Annotated in this window: 13 protein-coding genes; 3 read left to right on the top strand and 10 right to left on the bottom strand. The window is 62.6% G+C overall.

Annotation, left to right across the window (positions count from 1 at the left end):
* Positions 1–65: 65 nt before the first annotated feature.
* The 6 genes from BMY03_RS15915 to BMY03_RS15940 all read right to left on the bottom strand — a co-directional run bounded on the left by BMY03_RS15915 (position 66) and on the right by BMY03_RS15940 (position 6022).
* Positions 66–1484, bottom strand: coding sequence for an efflux transporter outer membrane subunit (locus BMY03_RS15915; protein ID WP_094011622.1), 1419 nt, complete (start codon positions 1482–1484; stop codon positions 66–68).
* A complete protein-coding gene (locus BMY03_RS15920) occupies positions 1481–2356 on the bottom strand; it encodes an efflux RND transporter periplasmic adaptor subunit (protein WP_094011623.1) in 876 nt (291 codons plus the stop codon). Before BMY03_RS15920 ends, BMY03_RS15915 begins: the two co-directional genes overlap by 4 nt.
* Positions 2353–2565 (bottom strand): DUF1656 domain-containing protein, encoded by a 213-nt coding sequence (locus BMY03_RS15925; protein ID WP_011531590.1) that lies wholly within the window; start codon positions 2563–2565, stop codon positions 2353–2355. The genes BMY03_RS15920 and BMY03_RS15925 overlap by 4 nt, the downstream gene beginning before the upstream one ends.
* Entirely contained in the window at positions 2562–4649 is a 2088-nt protein-coding gene (locus tag BMY03_RS15930) for an FUSC family protein (protein ID WP_038707142.1), read from the bottom strand. The genes BMY03_RS15925 and BMY03_RS15930 overlap by 4 nt, the downstream gene beginning before the upstream one ends.
* Complete coding sequence (locus BMY03_RS15935; protein ID WP_023630816.1) at positions 4646–5083, bottom strand: MarR family winged helix-turn-helix transcriptional regulator; 438 nt, start codon at positions 5081–5083, stop codon at positions 4646–4648. The genes BMY03_RS15930 and BMY03_RS15935 overlap by 4 nt, the downstream gene beginning before the upstream one ends.
* Positions 5084–5209: 126 nt before the next feature.
* Positions 5210–6022, bottom strand: coding sequence for a tetratricopeptide repeat protein (locus tag BMY03_RS15940; protein WP_094011624.1), 813 nt, complete (start codon positions 6020–6022; stop codon positions 5210–5212).
* A 206-nt stretch (positions 6023–6228) separates the two neighbouring features.
* Between BMY03_RS15940 and BMY03_RS15945 the strand changes: the two genes are divergently transcribed.
* On the top strand, positions 6229–6786 hold the full coding sequence (locus tag BMY03_RS15945; RefSeq protein WP_094011625.1) for a WYL domain-containing protein: 558 nt from the start codon (positions 6229–6231) through the stop codon (positions 6784–6786).
* A gap of 104 nt (positions 6787–6890) precedes the next feature.
* Here the strand turns inward: BMY03_RS15945 and BMY03_RS15950 are convergent, their stop codons facing one another.
* The 3 genes from BMY03_RS15950 to BMY03_RS15960 are packed head-to-tail and all read right to left on the bottom strand — an operon-like array spanning position 6891 to position 11796.
* The gene (locus BMY03_RS15950) at positions 6891–8249 is read right to left on the bottom strand and encodes an HlyD family type I secretion periplasmic adaptor subunit (RefSeq protein ID WP_031315213.1); all 1359 of its coding nucleotides are present in this window, start codon (positions 8247–8249) and stop codon (positions 6891–6893) included.
* Between the two features lie 7 nt (positions 8250–8256).
* The gene (locus tag BMY03_RS15955) at positions 8257–10413 is read right to left on the bottom strand and encodes a type I secretion system permease/ATPase (RefSeq protein ID WP_038707141.1); all 2157 of its coding nucleotides are present in this window, start codon (positions 10411–10413) and stop codon (positions 8257–8259) included.
* Between the two features lie 45 nt (positions 10414–10458).
* A complete protein-coding gene (locus tag BMY03_RS15960) occupies positions 10459–11796 on the bottom strand; it encodes a TolC family outer membrane protein (protein ID WP_094011626.1) in 1338 nt (445 codons plus the stop codon).
* Positions 11797–12265: 469 nt separating this feature from the next.
* Here BMY03_RS15960 and BMY03_RS15965 point away from each other — a divergent pair, with 469 nt between their 5' ends.
* Positions 12266–14392 (top strand): retention module-containing protein, encoded by a 2127-nt coding sequence (locus BMY03_RS15965; protein WP_094011627.1) that lies wholly within the window; start codon positions 12266–12268, stop codon positions 14390–14392.
* A gap of 63 nt (positions 14393–14455) precedes the next feature.
* Here BMY03_RS15965 and BMY03_RS15970 read toward each other — a convergent pair whose 3' ends face one another.
* Positions 14456–15793 (bottom strand): TolC family outer membrane protein, encoded by a 1338-nt coding sequence (locus BMY03_RS15970; RefSeq protein ID WP_094011628.1) that lies wholly within the window; start codon positions 15791–15793, stop codon positions 14456–14458.
* Between the two features lie 348 nt (positions 15794–16141).
* On the opposite strand from BMY03_RS15970, the gene BMY03_RS15975 reads away from it, so the two are divergent.
* A partial coding sequence (locus BMY03_RS15975) for a retention module-containing protein (protein WP_143067556.1) occupies positions 16142–18657 on the top strand: 2516 nt, incomplete at its 3' end.

The following is an 18657-nucleotide window of genomic DNA, read 5'->3' on the forward strand; positions in this document are numbered from 1 at the left end:
CTAAGGGAAATGGGGGCTTCATAGGGGTTCGTGGGAGCGGCGATGCGTCGCTCCCACACTCTTCCTCAAGGTCTGGCACTGCTTTTCCAGCCGCCACCCAAGGCCAGGAACACGCCTATCTGCCCCATCGCCACCTGACTGTTGGCCGCCGCCAGCTGCGCCCGTGCATCGGTGTAGGTCCGCGTCGCTTGCAGATCCGCCAGGAACGACTCACGCCCCACCTGATAGCGCATGTGGGTCTGGTCCGCCGACTCCTTGGCGGAGCGCTCCGCCTCGGCCAGCGCGTCGCGCCGATCCAGCAGCGCGCTGTATTGCGCCAGGCGGGTCTGGGTTTCGCGAATGGCATTCAGTACCACCCCATCGAAATGTGCCAGCGCCGCTTGGGTCGAGGCCTCGGCCATGCGGATGCGCGCGCGGGTGCCGTTGGTGGGGATGGCCCAACTGACCTGCGGGCCGAAGCCCCAGCGGTTGGTGGCCGGCTCACCGAGGTTGTCGAGGATGCCGATGGTGCCCACCTGGGCGCCGATGCTGATATCCGGGTACAGCGCGCCGGTGGCCACACCGATGGTGGCAGTGGCTGCCGCCAGCTGGCGTTCGGCCTGACGCACATCCGGGCGGCGCTTGAGCAGAGCGGCGCCATCGCCGACCGGAACCAGTTGTGACAGCTGTGGCAGCTCGGCGCAATCGGCGGTGCCGGCAGGCAATTGCTCGACAGGCCTGGCCAGCAACGCGGCCAGCGTGTAGAGGCCCGCCTCGCGCTCGGCCTTGAAGCGCGGCAGCTCGGCGCGCAAGGACTTGAACTGGGTCTGCGACCGGGTGACCTGGCTCTCGTCGCCACGCCCGGCGTCGCGCAGACGCTGGGTCAGTTGCACGCTCTGCTGCTGCAGGTCCAGCGACTCGCGGGCGATGTGGTACTCCTCGTTGGCCGAGCACACCTGGGTGTACGCCTTGACCACATCGGCCACCAGGGTGATGCGCGCGGTGTCGGCGGCGGCTTGCACGGCATCGGCATTGGCCTTGGCGGCCTCGGTGCCGCGCTTGAAGGTGCCCCAAAGGTCGAACTGGTAGCTGGCGCTGATGATCGCCTCGCCAATGTTGGCAACCGGCACTTTCTCCGGCAGCAGGAACGCTTCGCCGGACTCCTGTAGGCGCTGGGCACCCAGCTTGACGCCACCATTGAAGCCACCCTGCGACTCGGCCACCTCCACCTGGGCGCGGGCCTTGGCGATGTTGGCGGCAGCCACGCGCAGCTCGGTGTTGGCGCCGAGCGCCTCGCGCACCAGCTGGTTGAGCCGTTGATCCTGGTACAGCTGCCACCAGTCCTCGGGCACTGGCGCCGAGACCACGCTATCGGCGTCCTGGCGCAGCGGGCCGTTGAGGTCGCCGCGCTGCACGGCGGCCTCCTTGGGCAGCTCGTAGTCCGGGCCGACCATCATGCAGGCGCCAAGGGACAGGCACAGCCCCGCCAGGATCAGCTGTTTCATGGGCGTTGGCCCTCTACGATCGACACCGTGGCGGTGCGCCCGGCGATCATGCGAAAGTCCGCCGGCACTTCGTCGAAGGTGATGCGTACCGGGATCCGCTGGGCCAGGCGCACCCAACTGAACGCCGGGTTGACGTTGGGCAGCAGGTTGGCGCCGCTGCTGCGGTCGCGGTCCTCGATACCGGCGGACAGGCTCTGCACTCGGCCGCGCAGGCGGGTGGGGTCGCCCATCACACGGATATCCACGGCGTCGCCGATATGGATCCCGCCCAGCTTGGTTTCCTCGAAATAGCCATCGACGTGATACGAGGCGCTGTCGACCACCGACAACACCGGGCGCCCGGCGCTGACGAACTCATGAGCGCGCGGGGCGCGGTCGTTGAGGTAGCCATCCACCGGGCTGCGCACCACCGAGCGGTCGAGGTTGAGCTGGGCGACATCCACCTGCACCTGGGCCTCGCTCACCGCCGAACGGGCGCGGGCCTCGCGCGACTGGCTCTCTTCCAACTGCTCGGCCGCCACCAGGTTGCCCAGCTTACGGTTGCGCTGGGCCTCGCGGGAGGCCTGGGCCAGGGTTTCCTGGCGTTCGGCCAGGGTTGCCTTGGCCTGGCGCAGGGCCAGGGTGAAACGGTCCTGGTCGATGGTGAACAGCACGTCACCGCGCTTGATGGTCTGGTTGTCGCGCACCTCGACCTGCTGGATCAGCCCGGAGACATCCGGGGCGATCTGGATCACGTCAGCGCGGATATGGCCGTCGCGGGTCCAGGGGGCGAACATGTAGTACACCACCATCTGCCACACGAGCACGGCGGCGAAGGTCACTACCAGCAAGGTCAGGACCACGCGGCCCAAGGTCAGCAAAGGTTTTTTCATGGCAGCATCAGGCTTCGGCAAAAGTGGTCCACCGCGCCAAGCAGCACGGCATACAGGGCAACGTTGAACAGCGCCCGGTGCCAGACCAGGCGGTAGAAATGCAGGCGCACCAGCACTGCGTGCACCCCCAGGTACAACAGGTAGGTGCCAAACATCATCACCAGCAGCGTGGGCAGGAACACCCCGCTGATATCCAGTTCACCGATCACAGGGGTGCTCCGTCGAGGCCCGGGGGCAGTTGCGTTTGTTCGGCGGGCTCGAGCATCACCTCGACACCTGGCAGCAGCGCCAGGCGCAAACCGGCCAGGGCGTGCAGCAGGTGGGTGCGGGCATCGCCGCGCTCGTAAAGCTCATCGAGGTTCAGCGCCAGGCGCGCGCGCTCCATGTTGCGCAGCAGTGCCGCCGGGGCATGCAGGCGCTCGCCGGCGCGCAGGCAGGCGGCATAGTGCGCGCCGACTTCCTCGATCACCGTCTGCAGGCGCTCGCGAGCCTGGGCGCCGGCGCGCGGCATGTACGCCAGCAGGTCGAGCAGATTCAGGCCCACGCGCAGGTCGCGCAAGGCCACGCCACTGTCCTGGCCGGTCTGCGACAGGCGAGGCAGGTGCTGCATCAGGCGGTCGAGCATCTGCACGCCGACCTGGCGGTGCTCGGCCAGGGTGGCCGGCGCGGTCATCTCGACAATGTCGCGCCAGGCGAAGCGGGTCATGCGCTTGGCCGCCAGTTCCACGCCGAACGGGCGTACCACCAGGGTCCAGATGAAGGCGAACAGCAGCCCCACGGGACCGGCCAGGTTGGAATTGAGGAAGGTGAAAAAGTCAGCGTCGTAGGCACCCTGGATGCTGATGAAGGTCGAGGTGTTGACGATGGTCAGCAAGGTGCCGAGGTAGAAGCGCGGCTGCACGGTCAGGGTGCCGACGCAGATGAACGGCACGGCAAACGCCAGCACCAGCATGGCGAAATCATGCAGGTTGGGCAGCACCAGGAACAGGTACAGGCTGGAGAAGATCACCGACATCAGCGTCCAGAAGAAGAACCGGTAGATCTGCGGCGCCGGGTCGTCCATGGCGGCGAAGAAACTGCACGACACGGCGGCGAGGATCACCGCGCTGGCGCCGTCGTTCCAGCCAAGGCCGATCCACAGGCCGCAGGCGACGACGATGGCGGTGACGGTGGAAAACACCGAGTAGAGCATCAGGCCGCGATCGAAGAACGGCGTCAGCCGGCCCAGGCGCCAGTGACGATAGACCGCGCGCCAGGGCGTGGCGTCGTCCTTGCGCAGGGCGTGCTGCAGGCTGCAGCAGTCCTGCCAGAGGTCGGCCCATTCGGTCAGGCGATAGAGGGCGTTGGACAGCAGCAGCTCGGCGCGCTGGTCGAGGGCGGCGGCGCCCGGCTGCAGGCGGTCGATCTGCTCGTGCAGGGCGGTCCAGCGTGCCACCGAGGCGCTGTCGGCGGTGCCTTCGAGCCATTTACGGGCGCTGTCCAGCACCGGTTGCAGCAAGGCGAACTGCGCCGGGGCACGACCTTCAAGGGCGATCAGGGCATCGTCGAGCGCGTCGATCACCGGCAGCAGATGGATCATCCGCCCGCGCAATTCGCGGGCGTTCTTCAAGGTATGCGGGCCGGCGCCTTCATGGCCGAGCTGGCCGATCATCAGCTCCAGCGAGTTGAAGGTGGCGACCATCGCGCCACGCATGCCGCCGACCTTGTCGGCGCCGGCTTCGCGGGCCAGGTAGGTGTCGCAGTAGCGAATCGCTTCGCCGAACCAGCTGCCGGTGGCGCCGACCACCACAGGTGCCAGCCGGCGCGGCCAGAACACCGCGCCAACCACCGCCGCGCAGACGATTCCCAGGCAGATTTCCTGGGCCCTGGACGAGGCCACGTCAAACACTGCCAGCGGGTTATCGACCACCGCCAGGGCGATCATCGGCAGGGTGTAGCCGGCCAGCATCAGCACGTAGTTGTTGGCCGTGCGCAGGTTCAGCGAGAGGAACAGCAACGTGCCGGTCCACAGGGCGATGGCGATGCTCAGCAGCAGCGGCGATTGCACCAGCGGTGGCACCAGCAGGATCGCCCCGCCAGCGCCCAGCAAGGTGCCCAGGGCGCGGTACAGCGCCTTGGATGTGGTCGGGCCGAGGAATGGGCTGGAGACGATATAGACCGTGGCCATGGCCCAGTACGGGCGCGGCAGCTGCATCAGCAGGGCGATATACAGGGCAATCATCGAGGCGGCGAAGGTGCGCACGCCGTAGAACCAGTCGCGGGCAGGCGGGACCGAGCTGAAGAAGCCACTCATGGCTGCAGGCCTGCCTGTTCGAAGGCATGGATGACCCGCAAGGTGGCCTCCAGGTCGGCCTGGTCTATGCCTCCAAGCACCTCACGACGCAGGCGCACCAGCTCGCCTTCGATGGACTCGGCCAGGGCGCGGCCCTCGACGGTCAGGCTCAGCGCCTTGGCACGACGGTCCAGCGGATCCTCGCTGCGGCATACCAGGCCAGCCTTGCACAGCTGGTCGAGCAGGCGCACCAGCGACGGGCTTTCCAACCCGGCCGCCTGGGCCACCGCCACCTGATGCACGCCATCGCCCAGGCGCACGATCATCAGCAAGGGGACGGCGCAGGCTTCGGAAATACCGTAGCCGGTCAGGGCGCCCTGGCACAGGCGGCGCCAGTGCCGGGCAGCCACAACCATGCCGCTGCTGATTTTCAGGTGCAGTGCGTCGAGGGACATGTGAGAACCGAGGATATTCATAGTTTGCTAACTATCAATATACGCCCTGCCCTCCCCCTGTCGTCAACCGCAGGTGACGGAGGGAAAACATGAAAGGTTGTTCATGATCCCGGCAGGCGCGCTGCGCTAAGGCTGGATCTGGTCTTCCAGCTTCATGGTCAGTGCCAGCGTGCTGCCCAGTTGGATTGCCTGGTCGCGCCAGCCCAGGTAGCGCGCCGCGTCGCGGCTGCTGAAATGCACAGCCAGCTCCTCGGCGGCCTGCATCACCCCGGTTGCCGCCGCCAACTCCAGCCAGTACAGACCGGCCTTGATATCGGCCTCGACGTACAGGCCGTGCAGCAGTCGGTACCCCACTTCGAAGCGGCAGCGCTTCTCGCCACGCTCGGCGCCACGCAGAAACCATTGGTAAGCCTCGAGAGGGTCGACCTGCCACTCCTGTTCGCCGTCGCACACCTCTTCCTCGTACAGATCGCCCAGCGCCGCAGCGGCATGCACCATGCCCCGCTCGAAAGCATGGCGGTAGTATTCGGCCGCGTTAACGTAGGAAACATCGACGCCCTTGCCGAAGTATTGCTGCTGGCCGAGGTTGAACCAGGCGGCAGCGTTGCCCTGCAACGCCGCCATGCGCAACAGGTGCCCCGCCAGCACCGTGTCGCCGCGCCAGTACTTGCCATTGAGCCAGACCCAGCCCAGGTCGTTGAGCGCCGCGACATTGCCCAGCAGGGCCTGGCGGCAGAGGTCGTGGTAGACCGCCTGCAGGTCGACTGCCTCGTCCAGGCGGTCGATCAGGCCAAAGCGCTCGCCGCTCAGGGCCTGTTGGGCGGGCATGCCGACCCCGGCGAACAGCCGGTGGCGCTGCCCCGGGCGAGCCGGCGCCGGGACGATCCGCTCCGGTAGAAGCCGGGCAAGCAGCGAGTGGATATTGCTGGCGGCAGACATGTTCATCCTCATTGAACGACCCACAGCTCCAACCTCCACTGTGATGAGGCGTGATTCTGCGCGATGCCACGACAAAACCTGTCGCGAACGAATTGATCCCAGGCAACCAATTGCATCTTCCTTGATCTGAGCAGGCTGTGGCCAATTGCCATGCCCTGCACGTGCCGCCATCCTATGCCCGCAAGCCTAGACAAGGACGTTTCCTTTTGCCGTTCGCCACCACCCGTGCCACCCTCAGCCGCCAATGGGCATTGCTGCGCCAGTTGCCCAGCCGCTCCCCCGGGATCACCAGTGCCGAACTGGTGTGGCGCCTGCGTGACGTGGGCTTCAATGTCAGCAAACGCACGGTCGAGCGCGACCTCAACGAGCTGTCGCTGATCTTTCCACTGGAGCGCAATGACAAGAGCATCCCGTTCGGCTGGCACTGGTCGGCCAACGCCGGCGGGGAGTTACGCGGAAATTTCGACCTGCAGGGGTATCTGCGCGGCGATACTTTGCAGCCTGGACAAGGTCAGGGCATCGAACTGCAGGCGTGGATCAGCGATTTGCTGGCCCGCCGCCTGCGCGAGACACCGCTGAGCGCGGATATGCGGTTGACCGCCCTGGATCAGGGGCACCGACTGCGAGCGACGGTGGCGGACGGTTGGCCCTTGCGCTGGTGGTTGCTGAGCCAGGGCGATGGACTGGTGGTGGAAGCGCCGCAGACGCTACGTGAAGAGATTGCACGGACATTGGTCAACGCGGCGGCGCAATATCTGGAATGACTGACTGCCCCACCATGGCATCGGACCAAGCAACATCTCTGCTTGCACTTACGCCATCGCGGGCGCAGCCCGCACACAAGCACTGCTGATGCCCCTTGAGGCGATCAGCGCTCACGCAGCGCTTCGCTGCGCGCCTTGATGATCGGCTTGAGCAGGTAGCTCATGATGGTCTTCTTGCCGGTCATGATGTCTACCGTCGCCACCATTCCCGGGATGATCAGCAGCGGCTTCTCGTCGCTGCCCAGGTGGCTCTTCTCGGTGCGCAGCTTGATCAAGTAGTAGGTGGTCTTCTTGTCTTCGTCGGTGATGGTATCAGCGCCGATCTGCTCCAGCTTGGCCTTCATCCCGCCATAGATGGTGTAGTCATAGGCTGTGAACTTGACCGTGGCTTCCTGGCCTGGATGCAGGAAGGCGATATCCTTGGGCAGGATCTTCGCCTCGATCACCAAGGTATCGTCCAGCGGCACGATCTCGATGATGTCGCTGCCCGGTTGGATCACTCCACCGATGGTGTTGACCAGCAACTGCTTGACGATACCTCGCACTGGCGAAGTGACCATGGTGCGGTGCACGCGGTCATCCAGCGCCTTGCTGGTGGCGGTGGCCTTGTTCAGCTCGGTGCGGGCCTCGTTGAGCTGGGTCAGCGCCTCGCTGCGGAACTTGCCGCGGGTCTCCTCGATCTTGCTCTCGACCTCCTTGATCGCCGCCTCGGCCCGCGGGATAGCAAGGGCGGTGGAGTCCATCTGCCCACGGTTCTCAACCTCGGCCCGGCGCAGCCGCAGCACCTCGACCTGAGAGATAGCGCCTTGGGCCACCAACGGCTCGGACATGGCGATCTCCTGGCGCAGCAGCTGCAGGCTGTTGGCGTACTGGGCGCGCTTGGAGTTGAACTCGCGTAGCTCTTGTTGCTTTTGCACGAGTTGCTGTTGCAGACCGCCAATCTCGTCCTGCAGCTGCTGACGCCGACTCAGGTACAGCGACTGCTCGTTGGCCGCCTGGCTTGGGGCGGCTTTGCGCAGTTCCTCGTCAATCTGCAGCGGCTTGTCCTCGACCTCGGCGTTCAGACGCTGCACACGCAGAGCCATGGCCAAGCGCGAGGCCTCGGTCTCGTCGACGTTGGAGGCAAAGCGGGTCTCGTCCAGGCGCAGCAGCGGCTGGCCGACTTCGACGATCTCCCCCTCCTTGGCGAAGATCTCGGCAACGATGCCACCTTCAAGGTTTTGGATTTTCTGCACCTTGGATGACGGGATGGCCTTGCCCTCCCCACGGGTCACCTCGTCGATGGGCGCGACGCTGGCCCAGACGATGAGAAACAAGAAGAACGCGATCACGCCCCAGATGGTCAGACGCACCACTCGCGGCGCGTCCTCGATCAGCGCCTTGTTGACCTCGGGCAGCGGCTGCCCGGCCAGCGACTCGGAGCCCTTGAAGTAGCGGCGCAGGTTGTCCTTGAAACGCCCCATATCCAGCTTATGCAACACTGATCTGCCCCTTCTTCAGCGCATCCATGACGGCGGCTTTCGGGCCATCCGCGACGATCTGTCCACGATCGATGACGATCAATCGATCCACCAGCGACAGCAGCGACGCCCGGTGGGTAACCAGCAGCACGGTCTTGTTCTCGACCACTGCGGCGAGGCGCTGCTTGAGCCGCTCCTCGCCGGTGTTGTCCATGGCGCTCGTGGGCTCGTCGAGCAGCAGAATCTGCGGGTTGAGCAACAACGCACGACCCAGAGCGACGTTCTGCCGCTGGCCACCGGAAAGATTTTGGCCGCGCTCGCCGACCTGCAATTCGTAGCCGTCGGGGTGCAGGCGGGCGAACTCGTGCACGCCGGCCAGTTCCGCGGCCTGGAGAATCAGCTCGTCCTCGATGTAGCGGGCGCCGCTGACCAGGTTGTCGCGCAGGGTGCCGGCCAACAGCTGGATGTCCTGGGGCACGTAGCCGATGTTATGGCGCAGTTCGCTGACGTCGATCTGGCGGATATCCACGCCATCGACCAGCAGCGAGCCGTTATCTGGTTCGTACAGGCCGACGATCAGCTTGGCCAGGGAGCTCTTGCCCGAACCACTGCGACCGATGATGCCAACCTTCTCACCCGGACGGATATTCAGGTTGATGCCCTTGAGCGCCTGGTTCTGCTGGTTTGGATAGGTGAACTCGACGCCGCGGAACTCGATCGCGCCCTGCAGCACCTGACGGCTCAGCGGACGCTCTTCGAAATTGCGCTCCTGGGGCAACTCCATCATCTGGTCGGTGGCAACCATGGTCACCTTGGCTTGCTGATAGCGGGCCAGCAGGCCGTTCAGCGAGCCCAGTGGGCCAAGGGCCCGACCGCTGAGCATGTAGCAGGCCACCAGGCCACCCATGCTGAGATTGCCGTCGATGATCAGGTAGACGCCCACGCAGATCATGGCCACGCCCGCCAATTGCTGGACCAGCGCGGTAATGTTCATGGCCAGGCCCGACAGCACCTTCACCCGCAGTTCCAGTCGGCTTAAGGTGCCTAGGGTCTGCTCCCACATGTACTGACGCTCACTCTCGGCGTTGTTGACCTTGATCCCGTCCAGTCCGGCCAGGGTCTCGATCAAGCTCGACTGCCGCTCGGAGGCCAAAGCCATGGTGCGTTCCATGGTCGCCATCAGCGGTTTCTGCAAGGCGTAGCCAATACCCAAGGCAAGGGGGAACGCCAGGATCGGAATCCATACAAGGTGCCCCCCGATGATGGCGATGACCACCAGGATTAGCAGAGTAAACGGTAGGTCGATCAGGCTGGTCAGTGTCAACGAGGCAAGAAAGTCACGCAGGCCCTGAAACTCATGGATGTTCTGGGCGAAGCTGCCGACCCGCGCCGGCCGGTACTTCATGGCCATGCCGACGATACGCTCGAACAGCGTCGCCGATATGATCAGGTCGGTCTTCTTGCCGGCCAGGTCCAGGCACAGGCTGCGTAGTCCTTTGAGGATCAGGTCGAACACATAGGCCCCGGCGATACCCACCGCCAGCACCCACAGGGTCGAGGTGGCCTGGTTGGGCACCACGCGGTCATAGACGTTCATCACGAACAGCGGCGCTGCCAGGGCGATCAGGTTGATCACCAGGCTCGCGGCGATGGCATCGATGTACAGCCATTTGCTGCGCAGCAGCGTGTCGCGGAACCAGGAGCGCGCGCGAGGGATCAGGTTGCCGTGGTTGACGTCGAACTTGTGCTGGGGCTGGGCGAAGAACACCTTGCCGCTATAGTCGCCCAGCAACGCCTCACGGGTGACATGCACTTCGCCGCCGTCGCTTTCGCTGAGCAGCAGCCGCGCGGTGTCTTCATTTTCCCAGCCCAGCAGCACCGCGCAGCGGCCTTCCTTGAGCAGCAGCATCGCCGGCATGGCGATGCTGGGTATCTGCTCCAGCTTGCGCTGCAACAGGCGCCCCTGCAGCCCGGCCCGTGCGGCCGCACGCGGCAGCAACTCGGCGGTCAGGCGTTGTGAGGGCAAGGGCAGCCCGGTGGTCAGCATGGCCCGGCTGGCGGGTTTCTGATGCAGGACACACAGGGTCAGCAGACTGTCCAGCAGCGGGTCGTCATGCTGACTGCGTGGATCGTGGCTGAGTTGGACTCGACTGACTTCGGATTCCACGCGGCGCTCTCTTCATCCTTGCGGGGGGTGGGTTCAAGGCGCCTTTCAGTTCATGCCTGGCAGGTTCACCTTGGGTTTCAGGTCGTTCTGCACAACGGTGGCCATCGGGGCTACAACACCCTGGCTCTTGAGCAGTTGGCCAATGGTCGCCTTGATTCGGTACTGAGTAAACATTTGTATGTTCTTCACTTCCACCAGACGACGCTGGGCGGTGAAGGTTTCATTCTCGCTGTCGAGCAAGTCGAGCAGGGTTCGCTCGCCCAGGCCGAACTGCTGCTGGTAGGCGCTGCGCACCCGCTTGCTGTGATCGACGTACTGCTGGGCGATCGGCACCTGGGTGTTGGCGTTGTCCAGAGCATTCCATGCCAAGCCTAACTCCTCATTGAGTTGGCGCAAGGCGTTGTTACGAATGTCCAGTGCCTGGTTGGCCAGGTACGACTTCGATTCCAGGTCCGCCTTGTTGCTGCCGCCTGCGTACAGGTTGAAGTTCATGCGCAGCATCGCCTGCCACTCGTTGTTGTGGCCGGTCGCACCGTCTAGGTTGTTGGCTACCGTTCGTCCAATTTCGGCATCGAAGCGCGGATAGAACGTGGACTTTGCCGCTTCGTATTGTTTTTCGGCGGCGGCGATGTCCGACTCGGCCGAACGCAGAATCGGACTGTTCTTGATCAACTGATGACGGGCCTCCTCAAGGGTGGCCGGCAGCAGGTCCAGAAATGGCGCAGGCATGCTTAATTCGTCGGGCATCTGCCCGACGACGCTCAGGTAATTGATATTGGCATCAGCCAGGTTGGTCTGCTCGGTGGTCAGGTTGTTGCGGGCCTGGGCCAGGCGCGCCTCGGCCTGGTCGAGGTCGGCAAGACGGCCGACGCCACGGCTGGTTCGCAACTTGATCTGGTCAAGGATGCGTTCGTGGTTTCGCAGGTTATCTTCGGCCAGGCGCACCATCTCCCGGCGCGACAGCACATCGAGGTAGACCTGGGCAACTGTCAGCGCGGTGCGCTCAGAGGTGCCCAGCAGGGAGTAGGCGCGAGCGTTGACGGTAGCCTGTTGACGCCCGACCTCACTGGAAGTGGCGAAGCCGTCGAAGACCATCTGCCGCAGGCGGATCGCCGATTCGCCACGGTTGAGCGTCTCCCAGCGATTGCGGGTGCCTGGGCTGTCGCTGCCCTCGCGGCCATAGCCGGCGGTCACTTCGACCCGCGGCAAATAGCCGCCTTGGGCTGCACGCAATTGATGGTCCACAGCCGCGCGTGCGTTCACGCCGGCCTGGATTTCCGGGTGCACCTCAAGGGTTTTCTGCATGGCTTCGGGCAACGTCTGGGCTTGAACAAGCGTAGTGATGAAAGTGAAAGGTAGAGCGGCGAACAAGAACACACGCATTCAACTGATTCCCGGAAAAATACTGTCACGACTATAAGAGCTAATTCCTCCTAACCTTTTAAGATGAAAGCTCACTTGTAGCAGTAGGAATATTTACCCAATCATGTACGGCATGTAGGAATACTCTTCAGAAACACGATTTCCGATATGAAGTGCAAAAATTATTGATTAGCATCATCCGAAACATGCCAAGGACTCAGGCAAACCCTAGGGGCATAGTCAGGCCTAGGGTTATCACGAATAGTTGTCGCGCGGCGATCAGGCAAGGCAAAAAAAGGCGAAGAGCGGTCGGGCCGTGCTCGAACCTACAGGCTGTAAAAGTTCAACTCGAGCCTATTTCAACGCAGCATGCCCATCGAGCAGGCAAAGCCTAAAGCTTGCGCCACATATTCAAGCACACCAAGCCCAAGTGACATAACCACATGGCCGCCACTATGGCAGACCCCTGCATAAAAGTTTGGAGAGTTAAATGAGCACTGTTGCCGCCATCGTAAAAAGCCTTGTTGGCCAGGTTATCGCAGTTTCTCCAGAGGGTATCCAGCGTATATTGATCGAAGGCGACCGCTTGCTTGCCGGAGAGCAACTCGACACTGGCATCGGCGGCTCGGTGACCCTTGAACTGGCCGATGGTCGCATCTTCGAACTGGGTGGCGACACCCGGTGGACCGGCACTCCTCCAGGCAGCAGCGACCTCAGCACAGCCGCATCGTCGAGCGAAGCACTGCAGCAAACCACCACGGTGGGCGCAGACGCGACTATCGAATTCGATATCCCAATCGTCGCCCCAAACGCCCCTGATGACGGTGGCCACAGCAGCGTCATGCTAGAAGAAACCGCAGGGATGGTTGCCCCGAGAATCGGCTTCCCAACCGATACTGGCACGCCATCGAGTTGTAGCGATCTCCACGAATCCCCTGGCAATGCATATACCTCAGGCGCTCGGGCGCTCAACACGATCCATGCACCTAACGCGACGTCATCCTTTACTGATCAGCCGCAGGCCTACGTCGGCATCAATCTGAACGAGGGAGATGACACCTACGCCCTCACCGCTGATCACAATATCGTTGTGGCAGACATTGCGGGCTGGCGTGTCCTGCCCGGGCAGAACTACAACCTTGCGTTCATCGTGGACACCTCTGCCAGTATGAAAGAAGAAGGCGTCGGTGCAGCGAAAAAGTCTCTCGAGACAGTGTTCAAGGTATTGGCCGCCAGCGCCCAGAGCGCCCACTCAGGCAGCGTGAACATCCTCCTGGTGGACTTCTCCTCCAACGTCAACAGCATCGTTTCGGTTACCCTGAACGAAGAAGGCTTAAAGCAATTGCTCGATGCCTTGAACACCCTCAAACCGGGAGAGGGCGATAACGCTGGCACAAACTATGAAGATGCATTCAAGACAACTGCCAATTGGTTCAATAATCTCCAGAGTGCTGGCAGCTGTGCCAGTAACCAGACGTTCTTCCTCACCGATGGCGTACCAACCCATTATCAAGAAGAGCGCATCAACCCGATACTGGGTGACTCAGGCACTACTCTGGATAGTTTCCTGAGCACTATAGATTATCAGAAGGGCATGACATACAACGGCCACCTTGGCAGCGGCACTTCCACTATAAATATCGATAGCGATGGCAGCCTGACGCTGAGCTATTACAGCGATAAAACATGGAAGCATGAGCCACTTGGGAAATTGTACGCAAATGGCCATGGCGGTTACGAACTGTCTACTGTCGTACATGAAAACCCAAAGCAGGGCCCTAACTCCCTCCTCAACGCACTTGCCAGCTTCGAACTGCTGAAAGACCTGTCCAATGTCGAGGCCATCGGCATAAATGACAGTATCCAGCTTGTGGAACTGAACCCTTTTGATTCCGACGGCGTGCCGCAGGCCAATATCGACCCGAGCAAGCTGGCCGAGGCTATCTTCGGAACCACCGAGTCTGTCCGACCGGGTAACGATACCGTCAATGGTGGTGGCGGCAACGACATTCTTTTCGGCGACCTGATCACCTTCGACGGCATCGCCAGCGCTGGTGTTCATGCAATTCAAGATTACGTCGCCGACAAATTGAACATGCCGGTGAATGCTGTAAATACCGAAACCATGCACAATTTCATCACCGAGCACAGCGCCGAATTTAACGTTTCGGGCAGAAATGATGGAGCCGACACACTGCTGGGCGGTGCTGGCCAGGACATTATCTTCGGCCAGGGTGGCGACGATCACATAGAGGGTGGCAAAGGTGACGACGTGCTGATCGGAGGCAAAGGGGCCGATACCTTCGTGTGGAGGGCCGGCGACGAAGGTAACGATGTGATCCGGGACTTCAACGTCCAGGAAGGCGACCGACTCGACCTGCGCGATCTGCTACAGAGTGAGGAGGACATTGCCATCGACAACTTCCTCAGAATCACCACTGTCGACGGCGAGACCACGCTACAGGCGAGCAGCGACGGCAAACTGAACGCTGCCGGCGGCTTGGCAAATGCCGATGTCAGCATCAAGCTCGAGGGTGTCAACTGGTCGAACACCACGATCCAGTCACTGATCAGCGGTGCCGATCCGACCATCAAGGTCGACCATTCCAACAGCTGAACCCGCTCCAACCAACGGCCTGCAGCCACCGTCGGAAGGAGCCAGGGATACTCAAGACTTCCCTCAGTTCATGCCCGGCAGGTTCACCTTGGGCCTCAGGTCGTTCTGCACAACCGTCGCCATCGGCGCGACGACACCCTGGCTCTTGAGCAGCTGGCCGATGGTCGCCTTGATTCGGTACTGAGTAAACATTTGTATGTTCTTCACCTCCACCAGGCGGCGCTGGGCGGTGAAGGTTTCATTCTCGCTGTCGAGCAAGTCGAGCAGGGTTCGCTCGCCCAGGCCGAACTGCTGCTGATAGGCGCTGCGCACCCGGTTGCTGTGATCGACGTACTGCTGGGCGATCGGCACCTGGGCGTTGGCGTTTTCCAGAGCATTCCATGCCAGGCCTAACTCCTCATTGAGCTGTCGCAAGGCGTTGTTGCGGATGTCCAGTGCCTGGTTGGCCAGATACGACTTCGATTCCAGGTCCGCCTTGTTGCTGCCGCCGGCGTACAGGTTGAAGTTCATGCGCAGCATGGCCTGCCATTCGTTGTTGTGGCCGACCGCGCCGTCGAGGTTGTTGTCGGCCGTTCGTCCGAGTTCGGCATCGAAACGTGGATAGAACGTAGACTTTGCCGCTTCGTATTGCTTCTCGGCAGCCGCGATGTCCGACTCGGCCGAACGCAGGATCGGGCTCTCTTCGACCAACTGGTGGCGAGCTTCATCGAGGGTCGCCGGCAACAGGTCGACAAATGGCGCGGGCGTGCTTAACTCGTCGGGCATTTGCCCGACGACGCTCAGGTAGTTGGTGTTGGCATCGGCCAGGTTGGTCTGCTCGGTGATCAGGTTGTTGCGGGCCTGGGCCTGGCGCGCTTCGGCCTGGTCGAGGTCGGCCATGCGGCCTACGCCACGGCTGGTGCGCAACTTGATCTGGTCGAGGATACGATCGTGGTTGCGCAGGTTTTCTTCGGCCAGGCGCACCATCTCACGGCGCGATAGCACGTCCAGGTAGACCTGGGCGACGGTCAGCGCGGTGCGCTCGGAGGTCCCCAGCAGGGAGTAGGCACGTGCGTTGACGGTGGCTTGTTGACGCCCGACCTCGCTGGAGGTGGCAAAACCGTCAAAGACCATTTGCCGCAGGCGGATCGCCGATTCGCCACGGTTGAGCGTCTCCCAGCGGTTGCGGGTGCTTGGGCTGTCGGTGCCCTCGCGGCCATAACCGGCCGTCACATCGACCCGCGGCAAATAGCCGCCCTGGGCTGCACGCAGTTGATAGTCCGCGGCCGTGCGCGCGTTCACGCCGGCCTGGATTTCCGGGTGTACCTCGAGGGCCTTCTGCATGGCTTCGGGCAAGGTTTGTGCTTGAACGAAAGAGGCGGCGAGAGCGAAAGGAAGAGCGGTGAACAGTGACGCACGCATTTTTACTGGTTCCCGAGAGAGCTGTTGTCCCAAATCACAGCCGAAGCCGTGCCTGCCTTGGAAAATGGCGAACCCTGATCTGTATGTAGGAAGCTTCCGAATAGGCAGTGCGATTAATACAAAAGAAAGGGGTTGGCTGGCCAAATATCAATGTGACATTACCTTGGCGATTGTTTAGGATGGCAGCCAGAAGGTCAATAGTTTGGCATAAACTTAATAGCCAGAAATTATAGACGTAAAATTGACGCAATTATGCGTCAAAAACATTATTGAAACATTCCATCAGTCGCCGCCTTCGAATGCCGGCCGGGCATGGAAGCCAACTGAACGGGTAGTCCGGAGAGTCCAATGAGCACTGTTGTTGCCATCGTCAAAAGCATTGTTGGCCAAGTCATCGCAGTTTCCCCAGAAGGCATCCGGCGCGTTCTGATCGAAGGCGATCGCCTGCTTGCCGGTGAACAGGTAGACACCGGCACTGGCGGCGCGGTCACTCTGGAGCTGGCCGACGGCCGTTTGCTCGACCTCGGTCGCGACACCCAGTGGAGTGCCGACGCCCCCGACAGCAGTATTGACCTGAGCCAGGCCACCGCCCAGGCGGCGCCCTCGGTCGAAGAGCTGCAGCAAGCCATTGCCGCCGGCGTCGACCCAACCACCGAACTTGAAGCCACCGCAGCCGGCCCGGCCGCGGCGGGCGGCGGTTCGGTAGGCGGCGGGCATAGCTTCGTCCTGCTTCAGGAAACCGCCGGAGTGGTCGACGCGACCATCGGCTTCCCCACCGGCCCGATAGGCTTCGGCAACGGCCTGGCGGTCGAGGAGCTGGGCGGACTGGACGGCAACGCTGCCAGCACCAACACGGCCAACGTCCCGCTCACCACCGGTCTGACCCTGAGCGCCACCCCCACGATCACCGAGGCGGGTGGCGTCATCGTCTATACCGCCACCGTCGGCCAGCCTCCGCTGACCAACCTGACCGTGACCCTGTCCAACGGCGCCGTCATCGTGATCCCGGCCGGCCAGACTACCGGCACCGTCAACGTCAATATCCCGGCCAACGACACGCCCTACATTGATGGCGGCCAGATTTCCGCGACCATCACCGGTACAAGCGGCGGCAATGGCCTGATCGTCACGCCGAGTACCACCCCGGCGGTGACCCAGGTCACCGACACCATCGACACCACAACTGCCACGCTGACCGCCAATCCAAGCGTGACCGAAGGTGGCGTGATCACCTACACCGTGACCCTGACCAACCCGGCCCAGACCCCGGTCACCGTCACCCTGTCCAATGGCCAGACCGTCACCATCGAAGCCGGCAAGTCGTCAGGCAGCGTTGATTTCCAGACCCCGGCCAATGACGTTTATAACAATGGCAGCACTGTAAGCACCACGATCACGGGGGCAACGGGCGGCAACTTCGAGAATCTGGTGGCGAACCCAGCACCAGCGGAAACGAAGATCAACGACTCCGTCGACACTACCACCGCCACCCTGACCGCGACCCCAAGTGTGACCGAAGGTGGCGTGATCACCTACACCGTGACTCTGACCAACCCGGCCCAGACTCCAGTCACCATCACCCTGTCCAACGGACAGACCGTCACCATCGACGCCGGCAAGTCGTCCGGCAGCGTTGACTTCCAGACCCCGGCCAATGACGTCTATAACAATGGCAGCACTGTAAGCACCACGATCACGGGCACAACGGGCGGCAACTTCGAGAAACTGGAGCCGAACCCGGCACCAGCGGAAACGAAGATCAACGATTCGATCGACACTACCACTGCCACCCTGACCGCGACCCCAAGCGTCACCGAAGGCGGCGTGATCACCTACACCGTGACTCTGACCAACCCGGCCCAGACTCCGGTCAGCGTCACTCTGTCCAATGGCCAGACTATTACCGTCAAAGCCGGCGAAAGCGCTGGCAGCGTCGACTTCCAGACCCCGGCCAACGATGTGTTCGTCAACGGCAGCACGGTCAGCACCAGCATCACCGGCGCCACCGGCGGCAACTTCGAAAAACTGGTGCCCGACACCACGCCAACCCAGACCGTGATCAGCGACAGCATCGACACGGTGACCGTCAGCATCGCCAGCAATGGCAACGTGACCGAGGCCGAACAGCCGACCTTTACTGTTTCAGTCAGCCAGAAGCTCGACCATGACCTGACCGTGACCCTTTCCAATGGCGCCACTGTGGTTATCGGCGCCGGCCAGACCCAGGCCACCTACAGCCTGCCGGCCCAAGGCGACGACGTATTCAAGGACGCCGGCTCCGTGACCCTCGGCGTGACCGATGCCAGCGTGACGGGCAAGACCTTCGAGAACCTGCAGTTGGGTGGCGATGCCACCGTGCAGATCACCGACACCGTCAGTGAAGTAGTAGCGACCCTCACCGCCGACAAGACCACTGTGTCGGAAGGTGGCCAAATCACCTACACCGTGACGCTGACCAACGCCCAAGGTCTGCCGGTCAACGGCCACAATGGCCTGACCTTCACCCTGACCGATGGCACCAAGGTCACCATCCCGGCCGGCAGCGCCAGCGGCACCTTCACCATTACCGCACCGGATGACGTGTTCGTCGGTGGCCAACCGACCATCACCAACAAGCTGGAAGGCGTCACCGGCGCCGACAACTTCGAAAAACTGACCCTGGTTCAGGACGAAGTGAAGACCTCCGTCACTGACGAACCGGGCACTGGTACTCCTGGTACCGATAACCAAGGCGACAAGGTCACCGTCACCATCGTCGGCAAGGGCGATGTCACCGAAGACCAGCAACCCGCCTTCACGGTCAAGGTCAGCCAGAAACTCGACCACGACCTGACCGTCACCCTGTCCAATGGCGACAAGGTCGT

Origin of the sequence: Pseudomonas soli (assembly GCF_900110655.1) — a bacterium.
GTDB lineage: Bacteria > Pseudomonadota > Gammaproteobacteria > Pseudomonadales > Pseudomonadaceae > Aquipseudomonas > Aquipseudomonas soli.